Source organism: Paenibacillus foliorum, assembly GCF_013141765.1.
Classification (GTDB): domain Bacteria; phylum Bacillota; class Bacilli; order Paenibacillales; family NBRC-103111; genus Paenibacillus_S; species Paenibacillus_S foliorum.
In genome coordinates this window covers 1-16770 of record NZ_WHOD01000049.1, presented here as the reverse complement: position 1 = coordinate 16770, position 16770 = coordinate 1, and the positions used below count along the sequence as shown (strand labels likewise).

Here is a 16770-nt window from a genome sequence, read left to right as displayed (position 1 = left end):
GGTGTAAACAATGGATGCTTTTTCACAACTAATAGCAGGATTTGAGACAGCGCTTACACTTTGGAATCTTCTCTATTGCTTAATTGGCGTTACCGTAGGAATGTTTGTAGGCGTGCTGCCTGGGCTTGGTCCCACAACCGCTACAGCATTATTGATACCTATCACGTTCGGTATGGAGCCTGTATCTGCCATCATCATGCTTGCAGGTATTTATTATGGAGGTATGTACGGAGGTACTATCACTTCGGTCTTGATTAATACTCCGGGGGAGGCAGCTTCCGTTATTACCTGCTTGGATGGACATCCGTTAGCTAAACAAGGAAGAGCAGGCGTTGCGCTGGGTGTGGCGGGTATTGGTTCATTTATCGGGGGAACGGTTTCCATTATCGGCTTGGCGTTAATTGGTCCTGCGCTTGCGGAATTTGCGCTAAGGTTCGGACCTCCGGAATTTTTCTCTCTTATGTCGTTTGGACTGATCATGGTCATTGGTTTGATGGGGAAATCGCTTGTGCGGGGCATGATCGCAGCGTTCCTTGGGTTGACATTATCTCTGATCGGGATGGACCCGGTTTCAGGAGCGATCCGATTTACTTTTGACCAACCGTTTCTATTAAATGGATTGGATTTAGTAACCGTTGCCATGGGATTGTTCGGGCTTTCTGAAATCTTAATCGGCATGGAGAACCTGGCGACCTCGGAGAGGCCAGCCAAAGTGAAAGGGCTGCTGCCTGAACGCAGTGAATGGAAAGGGACGGCCAACTCCATCGGTCGAGGAACAGTGCTTGGGTTTATAACAGGGTTGATACCGGGTACCAATTCGGTAATACCAACCATGCTTTCCTACTCTCTTGAGAAGAAAATTGCCAAGGATCCGTCGAGATTTGGTAAAGGTGCTGTAGAGGGGGTCGCGGGACCCGAAACAGCTAATAACGCTTATTGCGGCTCCGCTCTTATTCCTTTGTTCACTCTGGGTATTCCGAGCTCACCAACCATTGCCATTTTACTAGGTGCATTCATTATGCATGGCTTGACTCCTGGGCCTGTACTGTTCCAGACTAACCCGAATTTCGTCTGGGCTATTATTGCCAGCATGTTTATTGGTAATTTGTTTCTACTAATTATGAATCTGCCTATGGCAGGCATGTGGGCCAAGATCGCAATGGTACCGCCTAAGCTTCTCTATCCTATCATTCTAATCATATCGGTGTTAGGTGCTTATACCGTAAATAATGATCTCTGGGATGTAGGAGTTATGTTTGTATTCGGTATTGTAGGTTATGTGATGAAGAAGCTGGATATCCCGATGGCGCCAATTGTGTTGACGTTTGTGTTAAGTAAGCTGATGGAAAGCTCATTGCTGCAATCGTACAAGCTATTTGAGGGAGATCTCCTTCAATTTTTCCATCGCCCCATTTCCGCAACGTTACTGATACTAGCCTTTATAGTGTTAATTTTTAGTGTTACAGCGGAAATTAAGAACAGGAAGTCTAAGTTTGCCGGAGATGTCGAAATGTAGGATAAATCTCAATTAAATTTAATTATGATGGGGGAAATTCAATATGAAAAAAGCAATTTTGGGTGCAAGCTTATCATTGGCGTTGTTGTTGGGAGGATGCGGCGCTCAAGGCGCATCAACAACTGGAGGAGCGGCAGGAGGCCAAGCTAAAGAGCAACCGAAGAAAGCGGCGTTCCCTGAGAAGGAAATTACGTTAGTAGTTCCATTTGCTCCTGGTGGCGCATCGGACAGCACCGCCCGTATTATTGCTAAAGGTATGGAGGAGAAATTAAAGAAACCTGTTGTTGTTATAAACAAATCAGGCGGTACAGGTGGTGTCGGCTTATCTTATGTACAAGCAAGCCCTAAAGACGGCTATACACTCAGTTACGCTCCTGTTGAGCTGGTTATGCATAAAGCGTTGGGGCTATCTGATTTGGAGCCGAGCAAGTTTGATATGTTGGCACAAGCCACTGTAATTCCGGCAGCGTTAACGGTTAATGCTAATGCTCCGTACAACACGGTTGAAGAGTTTATAGAATTTGCCAAAAAGAATCCAAGCAAAATTAAAGTAGGAAATTCCGGAGCCGGTTCAATTTGGCATGTAGCTTCAACAGCATTTGCAACTAAAGCCGGTGTTACTTTTAGTGATATTCCTTTTGACGGAGCGGCCCCTGCGGTAACAGCTTTAATGGGTGGCCACTTAGATGCGGTAACGGTCAGCACAGGGGAAGTAAAAAGTGCAATTGAGTCCAAGAAAGTGAAAGTGCTTGCAATCATGGACAACCAACGAGATAAAAACTTTCCGGACGTTCCAACGTTGAAAGAAAAAGGAATTGATGTACAGATTGCAGGCTGGGGCGGATTTGTTCTTCCAAAAGGTACGCCTGATGACGTCAAAGCTGTATTGGCTGATGCATTGAAGGAAGCCGTTAATTCAGAAGCATTCAAAAAGTTCGCGGCTGAGCGTGGTTTTACACTATCCTACAAAGCACCTGCCGACTATACGAAGTATGCCGACGATCAATTCAAGTTTTTCTCCGAGCTCATTCCTACGATGAAGTTAAAGTAAACCTCAGAAACAGTAAAAAAGATCACTCTCCAATTGGATGGGTGGTCTTTTTTACTTGGTGTAGCTTAATTGGCTTGCGCCATGCTACTGGATGTTGTGGCAGATAATCCATTCAAAAATCCCATCGTTAAGGATAAATAGTCTTTTTTATTGCCTTTAAAAATCAACTCATGTCGTTCCTTCGTCAACAGCCATAGTTGTGAACCGGAATTATCAGGCTGATTGCGGAATACCTCCTGTGCCATTTCGAAGGGCGCTCGCTCATCATTTTTACTATGAATAAAGAAAATCGGCATGCTGTATTTTGCTTCTTTTACTTTATCATATGGAATCTGGTTCAAGCTGACTCCATTGAGCAGCGGGAAGAACAAATGGACAAGGGGTTGTGAAGGAAACTTCGGTAAATTCGCCACCTGAATCATGTTATGGTAAAGGGTATCTGGTTCAAGGATGAATGTGCTATCCAATATCATACCGTCAATATCTTTAGTCTGTAGGGCAGCTTGCAGCGCTGTTCCTGCTCCCATAGAAAAACCCCAAACATAAACCTCTCCAGATCCGTATTCTTTTGCATATTTGATAGCGCCTAATAGCTCCTGGGATTCACGAATACCGCCAGTTACGCTCTCCTTCGGCTGAACATAGCCATAATCGAACATTAAGACATTGTAATTTTGCTTATGCAATTCCTTCGCCAAACTGTATAAGGGAACCCATATTTCTTCGCGATTTCCGCCGTAACCATGTGAGAATACAACCGTTTTACTCTTTTCAGCCAAGCTTTCAGCAGGGATGAACCAGCCGGACAGATTGGAGCTGCCATTCAAGCTTGGGAACTGAATATTTTCATACGCTGCTCCAAATGATAAGGCTGGGTTGGAACGAAGCGGGTCAATATGCGGCCGTGCTAGGGTCCAGGCGATGTAAGCATGAAATCCTAAGACTAGACTGAAGAGGAGCAGCATAAATGACATCATTGCAATCAACAGTTGCTTGATTCTGCGACGGGCAATGGAGGGCTTAATGATAACGTTTTCAATCTGAGTTTGTGCTGTATGGAGCGGGATAGAAGTAAGTGTTTCCGGTTCCATCGGGATCCCTCCTCATGTTCTTAGATGTCTTTAAAAAATATATAGAGTCGTTATAAAAAAATGGAGGGACTTTGATAAAGGTTAAAAATTATGTCCTTATTTCTATAGTAAGATGTGGGCGCAGGTGCGTCAATCATACGCGAAAAATGTAAACTGGCTGTAATGTAACTGTAACAGAGAGTGTTTCAGAAAAGGAGTAATGAAGAATTAAAAGAGGCTGGATAGTTTAAAATAATATTCCTTTACGGTGTAATTTGCTTGAGTTATACTATATGTAACTGAGTTTCATCAAGTGAAACTGATTGTTGGAGGAAATGTTGATGGAAGATGGTAAACTGACCGTGCGCGCAGTAGAACGTGCTTTAGATATTTTACTTTGTTTTACCGATTCTTCAGATATAAGCTTAACTGAAATATCCGCAAGGGTATCGCTTCATAAAAGTACAGTGCATAGGCTGCTTGCTTCTTTGGAGGGTAAAGGCTTCGTTCTGAGAGATCCCTCATCGGATAAATATCGGCTGGGCTTCCGTATTTGGGAGCTATCGGCTAACTTAACCCATAGTGATGACCCCGCGCAGATTTTACTGCCGGACATGGAAGGGTTGCGTGATCGGCTTGACGAGACGATTAGCTTGTACGTGCGTGACGGCTTGGAGCGGGTGCGTGTACAAGCCGTGCAGAGCAACCAGGCTATCCGCCGTGTTGCACCGATTGGAGCGAGGATGCCATTGTTCGTTGGCGCATCGAGCAAGATCCTGGTAGCCTTCGCTGAGCAGGAGGTGCAGGAAGTGCTGACCGAAGGCCCTGCTTGGCCGCAGGGGCTTGAGCGCAGCTCCTTTATGCAGCAGCTCGCTGAGGCGAAGACACTCGGCTACGCGACGAGTGTCGAGGAGCGGGAGCCTGGCGCCGCTGCCGTGGCGGTGCCGATCTTGAATGGCTCGCATCGGCTTGTAGCGGCGCTTGCGGTAAGTGGACCCTCCAACCGGTTGACGTTGGAGAAGATGAAGGAGCATGCGCCAGTGCTGATGGAAGCAGCGCGCCGCATGGGTAAGATGTTGAAATAAAGCCGGTTTTCATCCCCGCTCGATAGGGGGTGAAACCGGCTTTATTTTTTTATAATATCAGAATTAATAAGTTCTCAGCAAAGCTGAACAATTCTGATATTGCAAGAAAAGCTACCGCTATTACACGAATGTAGCTTCATCGAAAGGGCTTCGAATAGAAGCTTTTCTTATAATTCTTTGCTGTGCGCTAGGCGCTCTGTTCTGCTACTCCCTTGACGGAGTATTATATGATTGAAAACAAGACTTGTTGAATGGGGCGGACAGGAGCCAAAATTCCACGAAATTCTATTTAAATTGCACAGGTATTTGGGACTAGTTCTATTATTTTCTCTGTTGCACCAAAATACGACAGTGTTTTTAACCGATTTCGTCTATTATCAAGTAATTAGTAGGGATAATCCGCAAATTGGAAATGTTGGTTTGGAACCCCTGGAATTACTCCGGCAAATTCAGCATCTTGGTCTGCATACGGGATCTTCAACTAGATTAACGGGAATTTTTCCTGTTGCGATAACATGTGATTCAAAAGTTCAACTTCTATAGTAATAATTAATATATCAGCTGCCTCGGATAACTGGGAAGGAGGTGTAGCCTAGCATGCTTGCCAGCAGATTAACTAGAACAAAAGGAATGATCAAGTATCGGAGCTTAGGAATCGTATTTGTTCTGGCGCTTATTTTGGAGAGTGTGTATCCCCTTGAAGTAGAGGCAGGGCTTTTAAATTCGATTACTAACATTGTGGAGAAGGTGTCCACTCCTGCATCCAAACCTGCGCCACCAGCACCGGCACCAGTCTCCTCAGCACCTGCAGCTGCGTCACCAGCGTCAGTCCCGTCATCACCAGTAGCGCCGGCACCAGCATCAGTCACCTCAGTGCCGGCATCATCGGCACCTCCAGCAGCTCCACCAACACCAGCATCACCTCCAGCAGCACAGGATGCGGCACGGCCTCCCCTGCCATCTGCTGAGAAGGCCGTTGTCCCTGATCTGAAGGTGAAGTCACCCTCCATTTCGCTCGATACACCGCTGGTAAAGATAGAGGTCCCTTCATTGGAAGTGAAGGTTTCGACAGATCGATTGCCGCAGGCATCGGTCGACCTGCCTGCAATAAAAGTGGACACGCCTGTCATCCAGGTAAAAACGCCTGCGGTAGAGGCAGAAGTGCCTTTGACAGGGTCGAACCAAGCACCGCAAATCAAGCTTGAGACGCCAGCCATTCAAGTGGACACACCCGTGGTGAATGTCCAGGTGCAGAGTGCCCCTGTAAGCATTCAGTCGAGTGGATCGGGGGCTCCTCCAATAGAGGGGAAGAACACGGAAAGCGGACTACTTCCCAATCTGGAGATCAAGACCCCTACCATTTCGCTAGATACGCCACTAGTTAAGGTGGACGTCCCTTCTGTCGAGGTGAAGGTTTCAACTGATCAGGCGCCGCAGGCATCGGTCAGCTTGCCTGCAATTAAAGTAGATATACCGATCGTTCAGGTAGAGACGCCTGCGGTTGAAGTGGAAGTGCCTTTATCGCCAGTAGGAGGGGCTCCAATCAAGGCTGAGCCCCCGGTGGTGGTGATTCCGCCCATTCAAGTGGAAACGCCTGAGGTAGTTATCCAAGTACCGGTTGCGCCGGATAGTAAGAATCCAAGCCCAACGCAGGTTCCTCCCATAAACGGAGGAGGCGGAGGGAAGAAAGCTGTTGACACGAATGGAATGGACGGGGCTGAGAATCGCTACACCATTGCGAAGATGAATATTGGGCCCCCTGCTGGTCCACCATTCTCATCAGACAGCAACGTCCCCATGGCAGGCGTTAAGGTAGAACCAGTTCGTGCAGAGCCTTCAGATAGTCCTGAAGTCGGTATGGAGGGGAAGTCATCTCCGAGTCCCAAACCGGGAACAGCGGATATTTCCGATGCGTCACCATTTACGAATCCCACATCTCAACGGGCCGTTATGACCGAATTCTGTGCTTCAAACGCAACCTTGAATGACTTGAATAAACAATGGCCCCTGCCTGGGTCGATACCCACACGTACGAATGTCACAAGTCACTGGTTTGCACTACCGTTTACTTTTATAAAAGGAAATGGGTTAACGGGAAGCGGCGGATTAATGGGTGCAGGCAGCGGGGAGTTTCCTGGAAGTCAGGTATTCCTTTTTCCGGTAAATCAGCTTCAGTATGCTCCAAAAATAAAGAACCAAGACTATAGTGGATCCCAGTTTCTCGGTATTAATCAATGGTCGAGACCGCCACCGGGTCAACCCCCTCGATATATGCTTCTTCTCAACGATTGATAAACATAATGAGAAGGAGTGTATATCGAATGATAAATAAGAATCTAAAGGTAAGAATTTCTCCTATGACGGGTGTTATAGTCACTGGTTTGTTGTCCAGTTCACAACGAAAGTCGTTCTATCGCGGAGAGAAAGAAAAGTTTCTGCTAATAGAGGAGGCCATTTATGAGAAACGTCAGCAATTAAATAAACATGCGGAAACATATGGTCATACAGACCCTAGAAGTCTCAATTATTCGATGGAGCTGGATGAATTAATTAATGCTTTTAATAGATTGCAAAAAAAGACAACTGATTAACTCAGTTGCCTTCAAATTAATGAAGAAGCGCCCTTGCTAGGGCGCTTTTTCATTTGTATACAATTAAGCCATAATTTGACGCAATACAGTTTGCAGAATGCCGCCGTTACGGTAGTAATCCACATCCACCATGCTGTCCAAACGAACGATGGCTTCGAATTGGAAGCTGCTTCCGTCTTCACGTGTAACCGTAACAGGAACCTTTTGACCTGGTTGAACGTCGTTAGTCAAGCCAGTAATGTCGAACGTTTCTGTTCCTGTAATGCCTAGTGTTTTCCAGCTGTTTCCTTCGGAGAATTGAAGCGGCAGTACGCCCATTCCCACGAGGTTGGAACGGTGAATCCGCTCGAAGCTTTCCGCGATAACGGCTTTTACTCCCAATAGGAATGTACCTTTTGCCGCCCAGTCACGGGAGCTGCCTGTGCCGTACTCTTTACCAGCGATAACAACTAGGTTCGTGCCTTGCTCCTGATATTTCATAGAAGCATCATAGATGGACTCAACTTGGCCAGTTGGCAGATAAGTCGTTACGCCGCCCTCAGTGCCTGGAGCCACTTGGTTACGAATACGGATGTTCGCGAAAGTTCCGCGCATCATTACATCGTGATGACCACGACGTGAGCCGTACGAGTTGAAATCTTCCTTCTTCACGCCATGCTCGATTAAGAATTTGCCGGCAGGGCTGTCTGCTTTGATGTTACCAGCAGGGGAGATATGGTCCGTTGTTACGGAATCGCCAAGCAATGCCATAGCTCTTGCACCGCGGATATCGGCCATATCGGCAATACCTGCGCCCAAGTTTTCGAAGAATGGTGGGTTAGCGATATAGGTGGATTTCTCATCCCACTCGTACAACTCGCCTTCCGGTACATTAATCGCATTCCAACGTTCGTTGGCACGGAACACATTCGAATATTTATCACGGTAGATTTCAGGGCTCATTGCTGAAGACATTGCTTCTTGAATCTCAGCGTTTGTTGGCCAGATATCTTTCAAATAAACAGGTTGGTTCGCTTGATCATAACCGATAGGATCGTTAGCCAAATCAATGTTAACTGTACCTGCCAATGCATAAGCAACAACCAGCGGTGGAGAAGCTAGGTAGTTCGCTTTTACTTGAGCATGAACGCGGCCTTCAAAGTTCCGGTTACCGGACAATACAGCAGCTACCGTCATGTCGTTGTTAGAGATAGCTTCTCCAACTTCCTCTGGCAATGGTCCGGAGTTACCAATACAGGTTGCACAGCCGTATCCTGCTACGTGGAAGCCCAGAGCTTCAAGAGATTCCAACAGGTTAGCATTCTTCAAATAGTTAGTAACAACTAGAGATCCTGGAGTTAAGCTGCTTTTCACATAAGCAGGTTTTTTCAGGCCAAGCGCTACCGCTTTCTTGGCTACTAAGCCTGCGCCAATCATAACGCTTGGGTTGGATGTGTTGGTGCAGCTTGTGATAGCCGCGATAACAACAGCGCCTGTTCCCATTTTGCTTACATCGCCGCTAGCGTGCTTCACTTCAACAGTCTCCGAGATTTTCTCGTCGCTTAAGCCGTAGCCGCCTTTTTCAATCGGCGTGCGAATGATGGAGTTGAAGGATTCCTTCATGGATGTTAATTCGATACGGTCTTGCGGACGTTTAGGACCTGCCAAGCTTGGTACAACGGAGGACATGTCAAGCTCGATTACGTCGCTGAATACTGGATCCGGTGTTGCATCAGTACGGAACATGCCTTGTGCTTTATAGTAAGCTTCAACAAGCGCGATTTGATCTTCTTCACGACCTGTGCTGCGCATATAGTTCAAGGATTCAGCATCAACCGGGAAGAAACCGATGGTTGCGCCGTATTCCGGTGCCATATTAGCTACAGTTGCACGGTCAGCCAAGCTGATGTTGCTCAGGCCTGGGCCGAAGAACTCAACGAACTTACCAACAACACCTTTTTTGCGAAGCATTTGGGTTACGGTTAATGCCAAGTCAGTTGCAGTTGAACCTTCTGGCAGGTTACCAGTCAGCTTGAAGCCGATAACTTCCGGTGTTACAAAGTAGAGCGGTTGACCTAGCATACCTGCTTCAGCTTCAATACCGCCAACTCCCCAGCCTACAATACCAAGACCATTGATCATAGTTGTATGGGAATCTGTACCAACTAAAGAATCGGGATATACTACGGTTTCGCCATCGATAACCTTGGTAGCTGCAACAGAAGCCAGATACTCTAAGTTAACTTGGTGAACGATACCGGTAGCAGGAGGGACAGCGCGGAAATTATCAAAAGCAGTTTGCGCCCAACGCAGGAAACGGTAACGCTCTTCATTACGTTCGAATTCATAATTCATGTTTATATCTAACGCGTCCGGAGAACCGAAGGCATCAACCATAACAGAGTGGTCAATAACCAAGTCCACGGGTACGAGTGGGTTGATACGCTTTGGATCCCCACCGGAACGCTTCATTGTATCTCTCATAGCAGCAAGGTCAACAACTACAGGAACACCTGTAAAATCTTGCAATACGATACGCGCTGGGATAAAAGGAATTTCTTTGTCTTCGCGTACATTTGTCCAATTAGCAATTTGTTTTACATGCTCAGAAGTGATCGCTCTGCCGTCAAATTGACGAACAGCTGCCTCCAAAAGTACTTTAATGGAAAAAGGCAATGGGGTGATATTGCCGAGGCCTTGAGCCTCAAGTCCGGGCAAGCTGTAGTAATGGTAGTTTTTACCGTTGACGTCCAGTGATTTGCGTACGGAGTACTGATCTTTGTTAGCCATGGTTCTCGTTTCCTCCTCAAAAATGTAGTATCAGCTGAAATCTATGTTGTTTCATACAGTGAAACGCGATTTCATAATTACTATACACTAAGTATACATCGTGCAAGACGCTTCGTAAAGGTTATATTCAATCATTTTTGCCCACATTCCCTCATATATTGGAATAATCGCTAGACCCGTATGGACAGGAATATTGGCTATTTAATTACCTTTCGGTTCTGAAAGCAGATTTTTTTAATTACGTGCATAAGTTTTATTCGTTGTTTCGCATAACCTTGGTTAACGAACTCTTTCTAAGGGACGGCGAAGCTGATTATCCTGTCTGCAAACCAACCAATTGGAGGTAGCCCACATGTCATGGAAAACAACCCTCTATGATTATGTTCACCACAAAAATCAAATGGACATGGATTACTCTGTCGAACCGTTGCTTCCCTTCGTAACGGATACGCAATTCCTGCAAGCACAAATCAAAAGGCTGGCTCGTACAGCACACTCGGATCAGGATCGGCGCTACTTTCCTATTAAGAATGAAACCCGACTTACTATTCTGCAAACGTCTGCCGGGCAGCAGCGGAAAATTATAGCGGATATTCGACTCAAACGGAATTCGGTTGGAGCTATTGGCAATGCCGAGTTTGAAGAGCATCGGGTTGAAACCGAGAGAATTACGCTTCAAGAGCTCGATGAGAAATGGCATATAACACGTATTGAACTCGTTGGTACAGAAAATTCATTTCCTATAAATACACCGAATCAAGGTAGTGCTTACGAAACGGAAGCAGATGAGCCGTACATGAACCACCACGGGTTGCGTTTTCCATCATTACCCTATCTAAATTATAACGTTGTTCCCTATTTAGAAAATTCTGGACGAAAGTTCAGTTACAATCGGGCACAAGCCGTAGAATATGCAGAAACATGGTGGGATAAGGCTAACCCTTCTTACATTGAGTTTGAAGTGGATTGCAGCAGCTTTGTTTCCCAATGCCTCTTTGCAGGCGGGGCACCAATGAACTATACTGGAAAAAGGGACGCAGGCTGGTGGTACAAAGGCAAGTATAATGGGCAAGAGCATTGGAGCTTCAGCTGGTCTGTGGCTCATAGCCTTCAAGGGTATATGTTAAACAGTCGAACCGGGCTTCATGCTGAAATTAAGGATCATGCCGATCAACTTCAGCTTGGCGATGTAATAAGCTACGATTGGGATGGTAGCGGACGGTTTGGTCATAGTGCCATTGTTACAGCCAAGGATGCTAACGGCATGCCCCTGATGAATGCTCATACTATAAACAGCCGTCACCGTTATTGGGCCTATAAAGATTCTCCTGCTTGGACAGAGCGAACACAATACCGTTTCCTCCATATATCCGAGATGAGATAGTGCTAGCCTTACGCTTGCAAGTATTCTTCCAATTCGCTTGGTTTATGCTTGTCCTGTTCAACTTTCTGAATGACGGATGTTTTATGAGTTGAATAGAAAGCTGATTTTGCTTCGCTCAACTTTGGTGAACGCGCATGTCTTTCACGACTTCATGCCGATTATCCTTGACTGCACTTTTATACGGTACTTATATGCTCTTACATATCATAGATTTTCGGAGGTATTTATGAACGACAAAATTCGAGTTGGCTTAGTATACGGCGGGAAATCCGGAGAGCACGAGGTATCGCTGCAAACTGCACTCGCTGTGATTAAAGCTTTTGACATGAGTAAATATGAAGTGGTTCCATTTTACATTACTAAGCAGGGGGAATGGCGTTCCGGTCAACAGCTTCAAGGACCTGTAGAGAATGTAGCTGCTCTGAAATTTGAGAATGAACCGCAGTCTGCTGAAAATTTTGCGCTGCAGCCTTTCTTTAACGCGCAACAGACAGTGGATACGAAAATTGCTGCCTCAAGCTCGACGACGGGGTCACAAGTCGATGTTGTATTTCCATTATTGCACGGAACATTCGGTGAGGATGGAACCATTCAAGGGCTATTGGAAATGGCTAATATCGCTTATGTAGGGGCTGGGGTATTGGCCTCCTCTGTAGGCATGGATAAAGTAATGATGAAGAAAGTTTTTGCACAAGAGGGATTGCCGCAATGCGTGTTCCGCCACTTTACACGGACACAATGGGAGAAGGATCAGGCATTCTTCTTAATGGAAGTTGAGGTTTCCATCGGCTATCCATGTTTTGTAAAACCTGCTAATCTAGGCTCCAGTGTGGGCGTCAGCAAAGTCTCAAACCGTGAAGAGCTGATTAAAGCCATCCAGGAGGCTTTTCAATTCGATCGTAAAGTTATTGTTGAAGAGAATATCAACGCGCGCGAAGTGGAGGTAGCAGTACTTGGCAATGATGATCCGGAGGCCTCAGTGGTAGGTGAGGTGGTATCCTCTAATGATTTTTATGATTATAAAGCCAAATATATCGACGGCAAGTCATCTATGATCATTCCTGCGGAAATTCCTCAGGAACTGTCTGATGAAATTAGGGAAATGGCTATACGTGCCTTTTTGGCGGTTGACAGTTCAGGCTTGTCGCGCGTCGACTTCTTCCTAAGAAAGGAAGATAACAGAATTTTTATTAATGAAATCAATACAATGCCCGGCTTTACACCCTTCAGCATGTACCCCTTATTGTGGAAAGAGACTGGTAAGCCATACCGCGAGCTGTTGGATAACTTAGTTTCACTAGCCGTCAAGCGCCATGCAGATAAACAGAGAATCCAATACTCATTTGATGTATAAAGTGTGATTCGAGTTTGAGGGAAGACTTCGCCTACTTGCGAACCTTAACTGCATCACGTATGCTTGTTCTATATATTCCAAAGTGCCGCAAGAAAGGAGACTACGTATGGGATTTCAGACCGAATTTAATTCCGTGTGCAAGTTTAAATCCGAGCAAGAGCTATACGAGCTGCTGGAATATGGGCGCGGCAAAATGGTCAAAAAAGGCTTTCGTGTTTATCCAACAGGAGAGATGGTTATTGCCTACAGTCCTGATAATAAAGCGATCGCCATTGTCAAAATCGTTGCTTCTATTGCAGAAATTAACTTCCAGGGAGAAGAAGTGACCCAGGTAGAAATGGAGCTGGTACGCCGATTGACCGAAGAGGAATCGCGAATCCAGACTGCATTAGCTTATGAAATGTTTTTCGGCCTTTCACGTGGATAACAAATTGTCGACACCTTCCCTAATAATAGGGAAGGTGTTTTCTTTTTTTTTGTTGGACAACCTATTTCATATATCTTGTGAGCGGAGTGTGAATGAAATAGAATGATCGTCCGTCTAGGTTATGTCGCGATGTCGATGTTGGTAGCCAACGCTTCTCCTTCCAAAACTATGACAGCAACTACCTTCGCCAAGCTTGAAAACCGTGAAGCAGCGATTCGTAAGCTAGAGCGAACAGCTGTCGATAATATTAATAATACACTTAGGCTGTTGAAGCATAACCGAGCTTATGATATTCAACTGTACCGCTGTTCATCCAAGCTCATTCCGCTGCTGGGTCATGAGATGCTGGAAGGTTGGGATCCCATGCCGGTTCTACAGGATGCTTTTGCTGAATTAGGGCAATATGCCCGCTTGCATAAGATGCGTATTAGCTTTCATCCTGATCATTTTACTGTACTGAGCACGCCTCGGGAGGAGGTATTGCGAAATTCATTGCTTGATTTGGATCGGCATGTCACGATGCTGGAGGCGATGGGGCTTGATGAGTCAGCCAAATGCAATATCCATATAGGTGGGGCTTATGGCAACAAAGAGACGGCTCGCGCACGGTTTGTAGAACGTTTCAGAAACCTCCCGGAACGAATACAACGCAGGCTTACCTTAGAAAATGACGATAAAACCTTCACGGCTCTGGAAACATTAACGGTTTGCGAGGATGTGAGAGCCCCTATGGTGCTTGATATTCATCATCATCAGGTTAATCATTCGGAGGATGAATTGGCAGAGGAGGATATAGCCGTCTTGTGGCCAAGAATAATGCATACTTGGGAAGGTCAGAAGGAGCAGGATTCCGAGCGTCACTTACCTCCCAAAATTCACGTTTCGAGTCCCAAGAACGATAAAGATGTGCGCAGTCATGCCGATTTTATCGATGCCGCGGTGCTCATGCAATTTTTACGTTCCGTTGCACCGATGACTCCAAAGCTCGATATTATGATCGAAGCCAAAAGGAAGGATGAAGCACTCATCCAGCTTATGAAAGATGTTAGCGAGGAGAGAGATGTAAACGTTCTGGGGCAAGCTTCATTTGAACTATGAACCGTATTTATTCTTGCTTGAAAAATTCGGTAAAATGGGGTACCTTGAGTAAGGGTGAAGGCTAAAGCCTCATTTTATTTTTGGAAGGGGAATTTTTCATGAGCCAACTATTAAACGGTAAAAATATACTTGTAATGGGTGTTGCCAACGACCGCAGCATTGCATGGGCGATTGCTCAATCCTTGGCGTCACAAGGTGCTCGACTTGCATTTACATTTGAAAATGAAAGAGTTGAGGAGCGGGTCCGTAAGCTGGCTGACACTATTCCTAACTCGGTTGTACTTCCCTGCAATGTAACAGTAGATGAAGAGATTGAAACACTGGCCGGAGCTGTTAAAGAACATTTTGGTGTGCTGCACGGCCTTGTACATAGTATTGCTTTTGCTAAAACTGAAGAGCTTGAAGGATTGTTCGTTGATACCTCGCGTGGAGGCTTTGCTTTAGCTCAAGATATCAGCGCATACTCGCTCGTAGCGGTTGCGCAAAGAATGTATCCGCTAATGACTGAAGGCGGCAGCATCATGACCATGACTTATCTCGGTGCAGAACGCGCCATGAAGAATTACAATGTAATGGGTGTTGCAAAAGCTGCTTTGGAAGCAAGCGTACGATATTTGGCAAATGATCTTGGTCAATTTAATGTACGTGTCAATGCGATTTCAGCGGGCCCAATCCGTACCTTAGCTGCCAAGGGGATTAAGGATTTCAACTCCATCCTACGTTCGGTTGAGGAAAAAGCTCCGCTGCGCCGAACAACAGAAGTGGCAGAGGTTGGCGACACAGCGATGTTCCTTATGAGTCATTTGTCCAGAGGCATTACAGGTGAAGTCATTTATGTGGATAACGGTTATCATATTGTAGGTGTTTAATGTGAAATAACATTCATCCTTTCAAGGGTGGATGTTATTTTTTTTGTTGAACAGCCGGTAAAGGTCCTTGGTTATTCTTCGCTTCGCTCCACCTTGGCAATCACGCTAGTCCTTAAGGAGCTGGAGCAGCTGCCAGTTTTCCTTAGTCCTCCCAATAAATATTCGAAAAATCTCCCCTTGATTTGGATTCTTTTGTGTTAACCCCTAATTATTTTTGGGTGAAACGCTGTAGCTTTTACAACGTATATTCAATATACTAAGATTTAATATGATTTATATCTTTGAAAGAAAAAGGAAAAAGGGCTGATTGAATGTCTAATGATAGAAATCCATCCTTTACAGTCGGAAGTAAGAGCTTTACGGCGGTAGCTATTAATACAGCGTCAAAAGCGGGAGAATGGATCCAAAGTAAATTGGGGGATTTCAACAGCTTACATACAAAATATTCCTCACAGGATCTTGTAACCGAAGTAGATAAAGGCGCGGAGAAGATGATCCGCAATTTAATTCAAACCCATTTCCCGAATCACTCCATACTTGGGGAAGAAGGGGTAGAGCCGGGTCCTGCGGCATCCAGTAAAGCATTGGAGGCTGTTAAGGACGCCGAATATTTGTGGATCGTAGATCCTTTAGATGGTACAACGAATTTTGTGCATGGTTTTCCGTTCTTCAGTGTGTCTATAGCTTTAGCTTACAAGGGCGAAGTTATAGTAGGTGTGGTTTACAACCCTATATCCAACGAGCTGTTTGTTGCTGAGAAGGGAAAAGGCGCTTACGTCAAAGGAAAACCGATGAGCGTTTCCGGCGAGGGGAAGTTAATAGAGAGCCTAATTGCTACTGGCCTTCCAGCAGATCGTGCAGGAGCCTTGCCAGTTAATCTGCAGGGGTTTAATGCTCTTTGTCCTAAAGTACGAAATATTCGTATAGCTGGTTCGGCCGCGCTTCATTTGGCGTATGTTGCTTCTGGCCGTTTGAGCGGGTTTTGGGAAATCGGTCTAAATTCATGGGATATAGCAGCTGGTGCCTTACTGGTAATGGAGTCGGGCGGTACGGTTACAGATACGGAAGGAAATCCATATACTTTAGGCGTACGTAATATCTTAGCATCGAATGGACATATTCATGATGAATTCCAAAGCGAGCTTGCCAGTGCGTCTGCACTTGTGATTAAGGCATAAGAATGAATAGGGTAGTTATAGACGACCTCTACTTCAGACCTTTTGGGTTTTTGGAGTAGAGGTTGTTATTTTTTGTAGAAATGGGTATAGTATAAAAGGTTCTGTAGCGGACGAAAAAAAGTTGAGAAAAACTTGCAATCTAATTTCATCCATGCTATATTGTTCTTCCGGCCAAAAACGGCTCGGGATTGAAAGAAAAAGAAAATGAGCTTCAAAAAAATAATGCTTGCAATGTGGTAGGCGGATGTGTTATATTAAGAAAGTCGCCGCTAAACAAGTTGGCACAAAACGACAAAGAAGAAAGTCAGCAATGACGTGGCTTTGTCAACGATTGCCCTTTGAAAACTGAACAACGAGTGAGTGTTAAAATAGAGAATG

General features: G+C 45.5%; 14 protein-coding genes. 11 read left to right on the top strand and 3 right to left on the bottom strand.

Annotated features, from left to right (window positions below; translation table 11 throughout):
* The first annotated feature begins 10 nt into the window (after positions 1–10).
* Together GC093_RS09940 and GC093_RS09935 are read left to right on the top strand one after the other, a co-directional pair.
* Complete coding sequence (locus tag GC093_RS09940; RefSeq protein WP_171651720.1) at positions 11–1516, top strand: tripartite tricarboxylate transporter permease; 1506 nt, start codon at positions 11–13, stop codon at positions 1514–1516.
* 43 nt (positions 1517–1559) lie between these two features.
* On the top strand, positions 1560–2567 hold the full coding sequence (locus GC093_RS09935) for a tripartite tricarboxylate transporter substrate binding protein (RefSeq protein ID WP_171651719.1): 1008 nt from the start codon (positions 1560–1562) through the stop codon (positions 2565–2567).
* A gap of 65 nt (positions 2568–2632) precedes the next feature.
* Here the strand turns inward: GC093_RS09935 and GC093_RS09930 are convergent, their stop codons facing one another.
* Positions 2633–3658: an alpha/beta hydrolase gene (locus tag GC093_RS09930; RefSeq protein WP_171651718.1), complete on the bottom strand. Its 1026-nt coding sequence runs from the start codon at positions 3656–3658 to the stop codon at positions 2633–2635.
* 320 nt (positions 3659–3978) lie between these two features.
* Here GC093_RS09930 and GC093_RS09925 point away from each other — a divergent pair, with 320 nt between their 5' ends.
* Complete coding sequence (locus tag GC093_RS09925) at positions 3979–4722, top strand: IclR family transcriptional regulator (protein WP_171651717.1); 744 nt, start codon at positions 3979–3981, stop codon at positions 4720–4722.
* 557 nt (positions 4723–5279) lie between these two features.
* Here the strand turns inward: GC093_RS09925 and GC093_RS09920 are convergent.
* A complete protein-coding gene (locus GC093_RS09920; protein WP_216624571.1) occupies positions 5280–5732 on the bottom strand; it encodes a hypothetical protein in 453 nt (150 codons plus the stop codon).
* On the opposite strand from GC093_RS09920, the gene GC093_RS09915 reads away from it, so the two are divergent.
* Together GC093_RS09915 and GC093_RS09910 are read left to right on the top strand one after the other, a co-directional pair.
* Positions 5716–7014: a hypothetical protein gene (locus GC093_RS09915; protein WP_216624570.1), complete on the top strand. Its 1299-nt coding sequence runs from the start codon at positions 5716–5718 to the stop codon at positions 7012–7014. The genes GC093_RS09920 and GC093_RS09915 overlap by 17 nt on opposite strands.
* Positions 7015–7043: 29 nt before the next feature.
* The gene (locus GC093_RS09910) at positions 7044–7313 is read left to right on the top strand and encodes an aspartyl-phosphate phosphatase Spo0E family protein (protein WP_171651714.1); all 270 of its coding nucleotides are present in this window, start codon (positions 7044–7046) and stop codon (positions 7311–7313) included.
* 63 nt (positions 7314–7376) lie between these two features.
* On the opposite strand, the gene acnA is transcribed toward GC093_RS09910, so the two are convergent.
* Positions 7377–10082 (bottom strand): aconitate hydratase AcnA, encoded by a 2706-nt coding sequence (gene acnA, locus GC093_RS09905; RefSeq protein WP_171651713.1) that lies wholly within the window; start codon positions 10080–10082, stop codon positions 7377–7379.
* Positions 10083–10434: 352 nt separating this feature from the next.
* Between acnA and GC093_RS09900 the strand changes: the two genes are divergently transcribed.
* The 6 genes from GC093_RS09900 (at position 10435) to GC093_RS09875 (ending at position 16392) form a co-directional block, all read left to right on the top strand.
* On the top strand, positions 10435–11466 hold the full coding sequence (locus GC093_RS09900; protein ID WP_171651712.1) for an amidase domain-containing protein: 1032 nt from the start codon (positions 10435–10437) through the stop codon (positions 11464–11466).
* Positions 11467–11692: 226 nt separating this feature from the next.
* Positions 11693–12820, top strand: coding sequence for a D-alanine--D-alanine ligase (locus GC093_RS09895; protein ID WP_171651711.1), 1128 nt, complete (start codon positions 11693–11695; stop codon positions 12818–12820).
* 106 nt (positions 12821–12926) lie between these two features.
* Positions 12927–13247, top strand: coding sequence for a hypothetical protein (locus GC093_RS09890; RefSeq protein WP_171651710.1), 321 nt, complete (start codon positions 12927–12929; stop codon positions 13245–13247).
* A gap of 102 nt (positions 13248–13349) precedes the next feature.
* A complete protein-coding gene (gene uvsE, locus GC093_RS09885) occupies positions 13350–14345 on the top strand; it encodes a UV DNA damage repair endonuclease UvsE (protein ID WP_171651709.1) in 996 nt (331 codons plus the stop codon).
* A gap of 98 nt (positions 14346–14443) precedes the next feature.
* Positions 14444–15214 carry an enoyl-ACP reductase FabI gene (gene fabI / locus GC093_RS09880; protein WP_171651708.1) on the top strand — a complete coding sequence of 257 codons (771 nt, stop codon included), beginning with the start codon at positions 14444–14446 and terminating at the stop codon, positions 15212–15214.
* A gap of 311 nt (positions 15215–15525) precedes the next feature.
* Positions 15526–16392, top strand: a complete 867-nt coding sequence (locus tag GC093_RS09875) for an inositol monophosphatase family protein (protein WP_171651707.1) — start codon at positions 15526–15528, stop codon at positions 16390–16392.
* The last annotated feature ends 378 nt before the right edge of the window (positions 16393–16770 follow it).

What these genes read in the sequence shown, in the direction of transcription:
- GC093_RS09920 (WP_216624571.1), bottom strand. Translation starts at nt 5,732, where the DNA reads ATGGAGGGTGACTTCACCTTCAGATCAGGGACAACGGCCTTCTCAGCA.
- GC093_RS09940 (WP_171651720.1), top strand. Translation starts at nt 11, where the DNA reads ATGGATGCTTTTTCACAACTAATAGCAGGATTTGAGACAGCGCTTACA.
- GC093_RS09900 (WP_171651712.1), top strand. Translation starts at nt 10,435, where the DNA reads ATGTCATGGAAAACAACCCTCTATGATTATGTTCACCACAAAAATCAA.
- GC093_RS09895 (WP_171651711.1), top strand. Translation starts at nt 11,693, where the DNA reads ATGAACGACAAAATTCGAGTTGGCTTAGTATACGGCGGGAAATCCGGA.
- GC093_RS09910 (WP_171651714.1), top strand. Translation starts at nt 7,044, where the DNA reads ATGATAAATAAGAATCTAAAGGTAAGAATTTCTCCTATGACGGGTGTT.
- GC093_RS09935 (WP_171651719.1), top strand. Translation starts at nt 1,560, where the DNA reads ATGAAAAAAGCAATTTTGGGTGCAAGCTTATCATTGGCGTTGTTGTTG.
- GC093_RS09930 (WP_171651718.1), bottom strand. Translation starts at nt 3,658, where the DNA reads ATGGAACCGGAAACACTTACTTCTATCCCGCTCCATACAGCACAAACT.
- GC093_RS09875 (WP_171651707.1), top strand. Translation starts at nt 15,526, where the DNA reads ATGTCTAATGATAGAAATCCATCCTTTACAGTCGGAAGTAAGAGCTTT.
- uvsE (WP_171651709.1), top strand. Translation starts at nt 13,350, where the DNA reads ATGATCGTCCGTCTAGGTTATGTCGCGATGTCGATGTTGGTAGCCAAC.
- GC093_RS09925 (WP_171651717.1), top strand. Translation starts at nt 3,979, where the DNA reads ATGGAAGATGGTAAACTGACCGTGCGCGCAGTAGAACGTGCTTTAGAT.
- fabI (WP_171651708.1), top strand. Translation starts at nt 14,444, where the DNA reads ATGAGCCAACTATTAAACGGTAAAAATATACTTGTAATGGGTGTTGCC.
- acnA (WP_171651713.1), bottom strand. Translation starts at nt 10,082, where the DNA reads ATGGCTAACAAAGATCAGTACTCCGTACGCAAATCACTGGACGTCAAC.
- GC093_RS09890 (WP_171651710.1), top strand. Translation starts at nt 12,927, where the DNA reads ATGGGATTTCAGACCGAATTTAATTCCGTGTGCAAGTTTAAATCCGAG.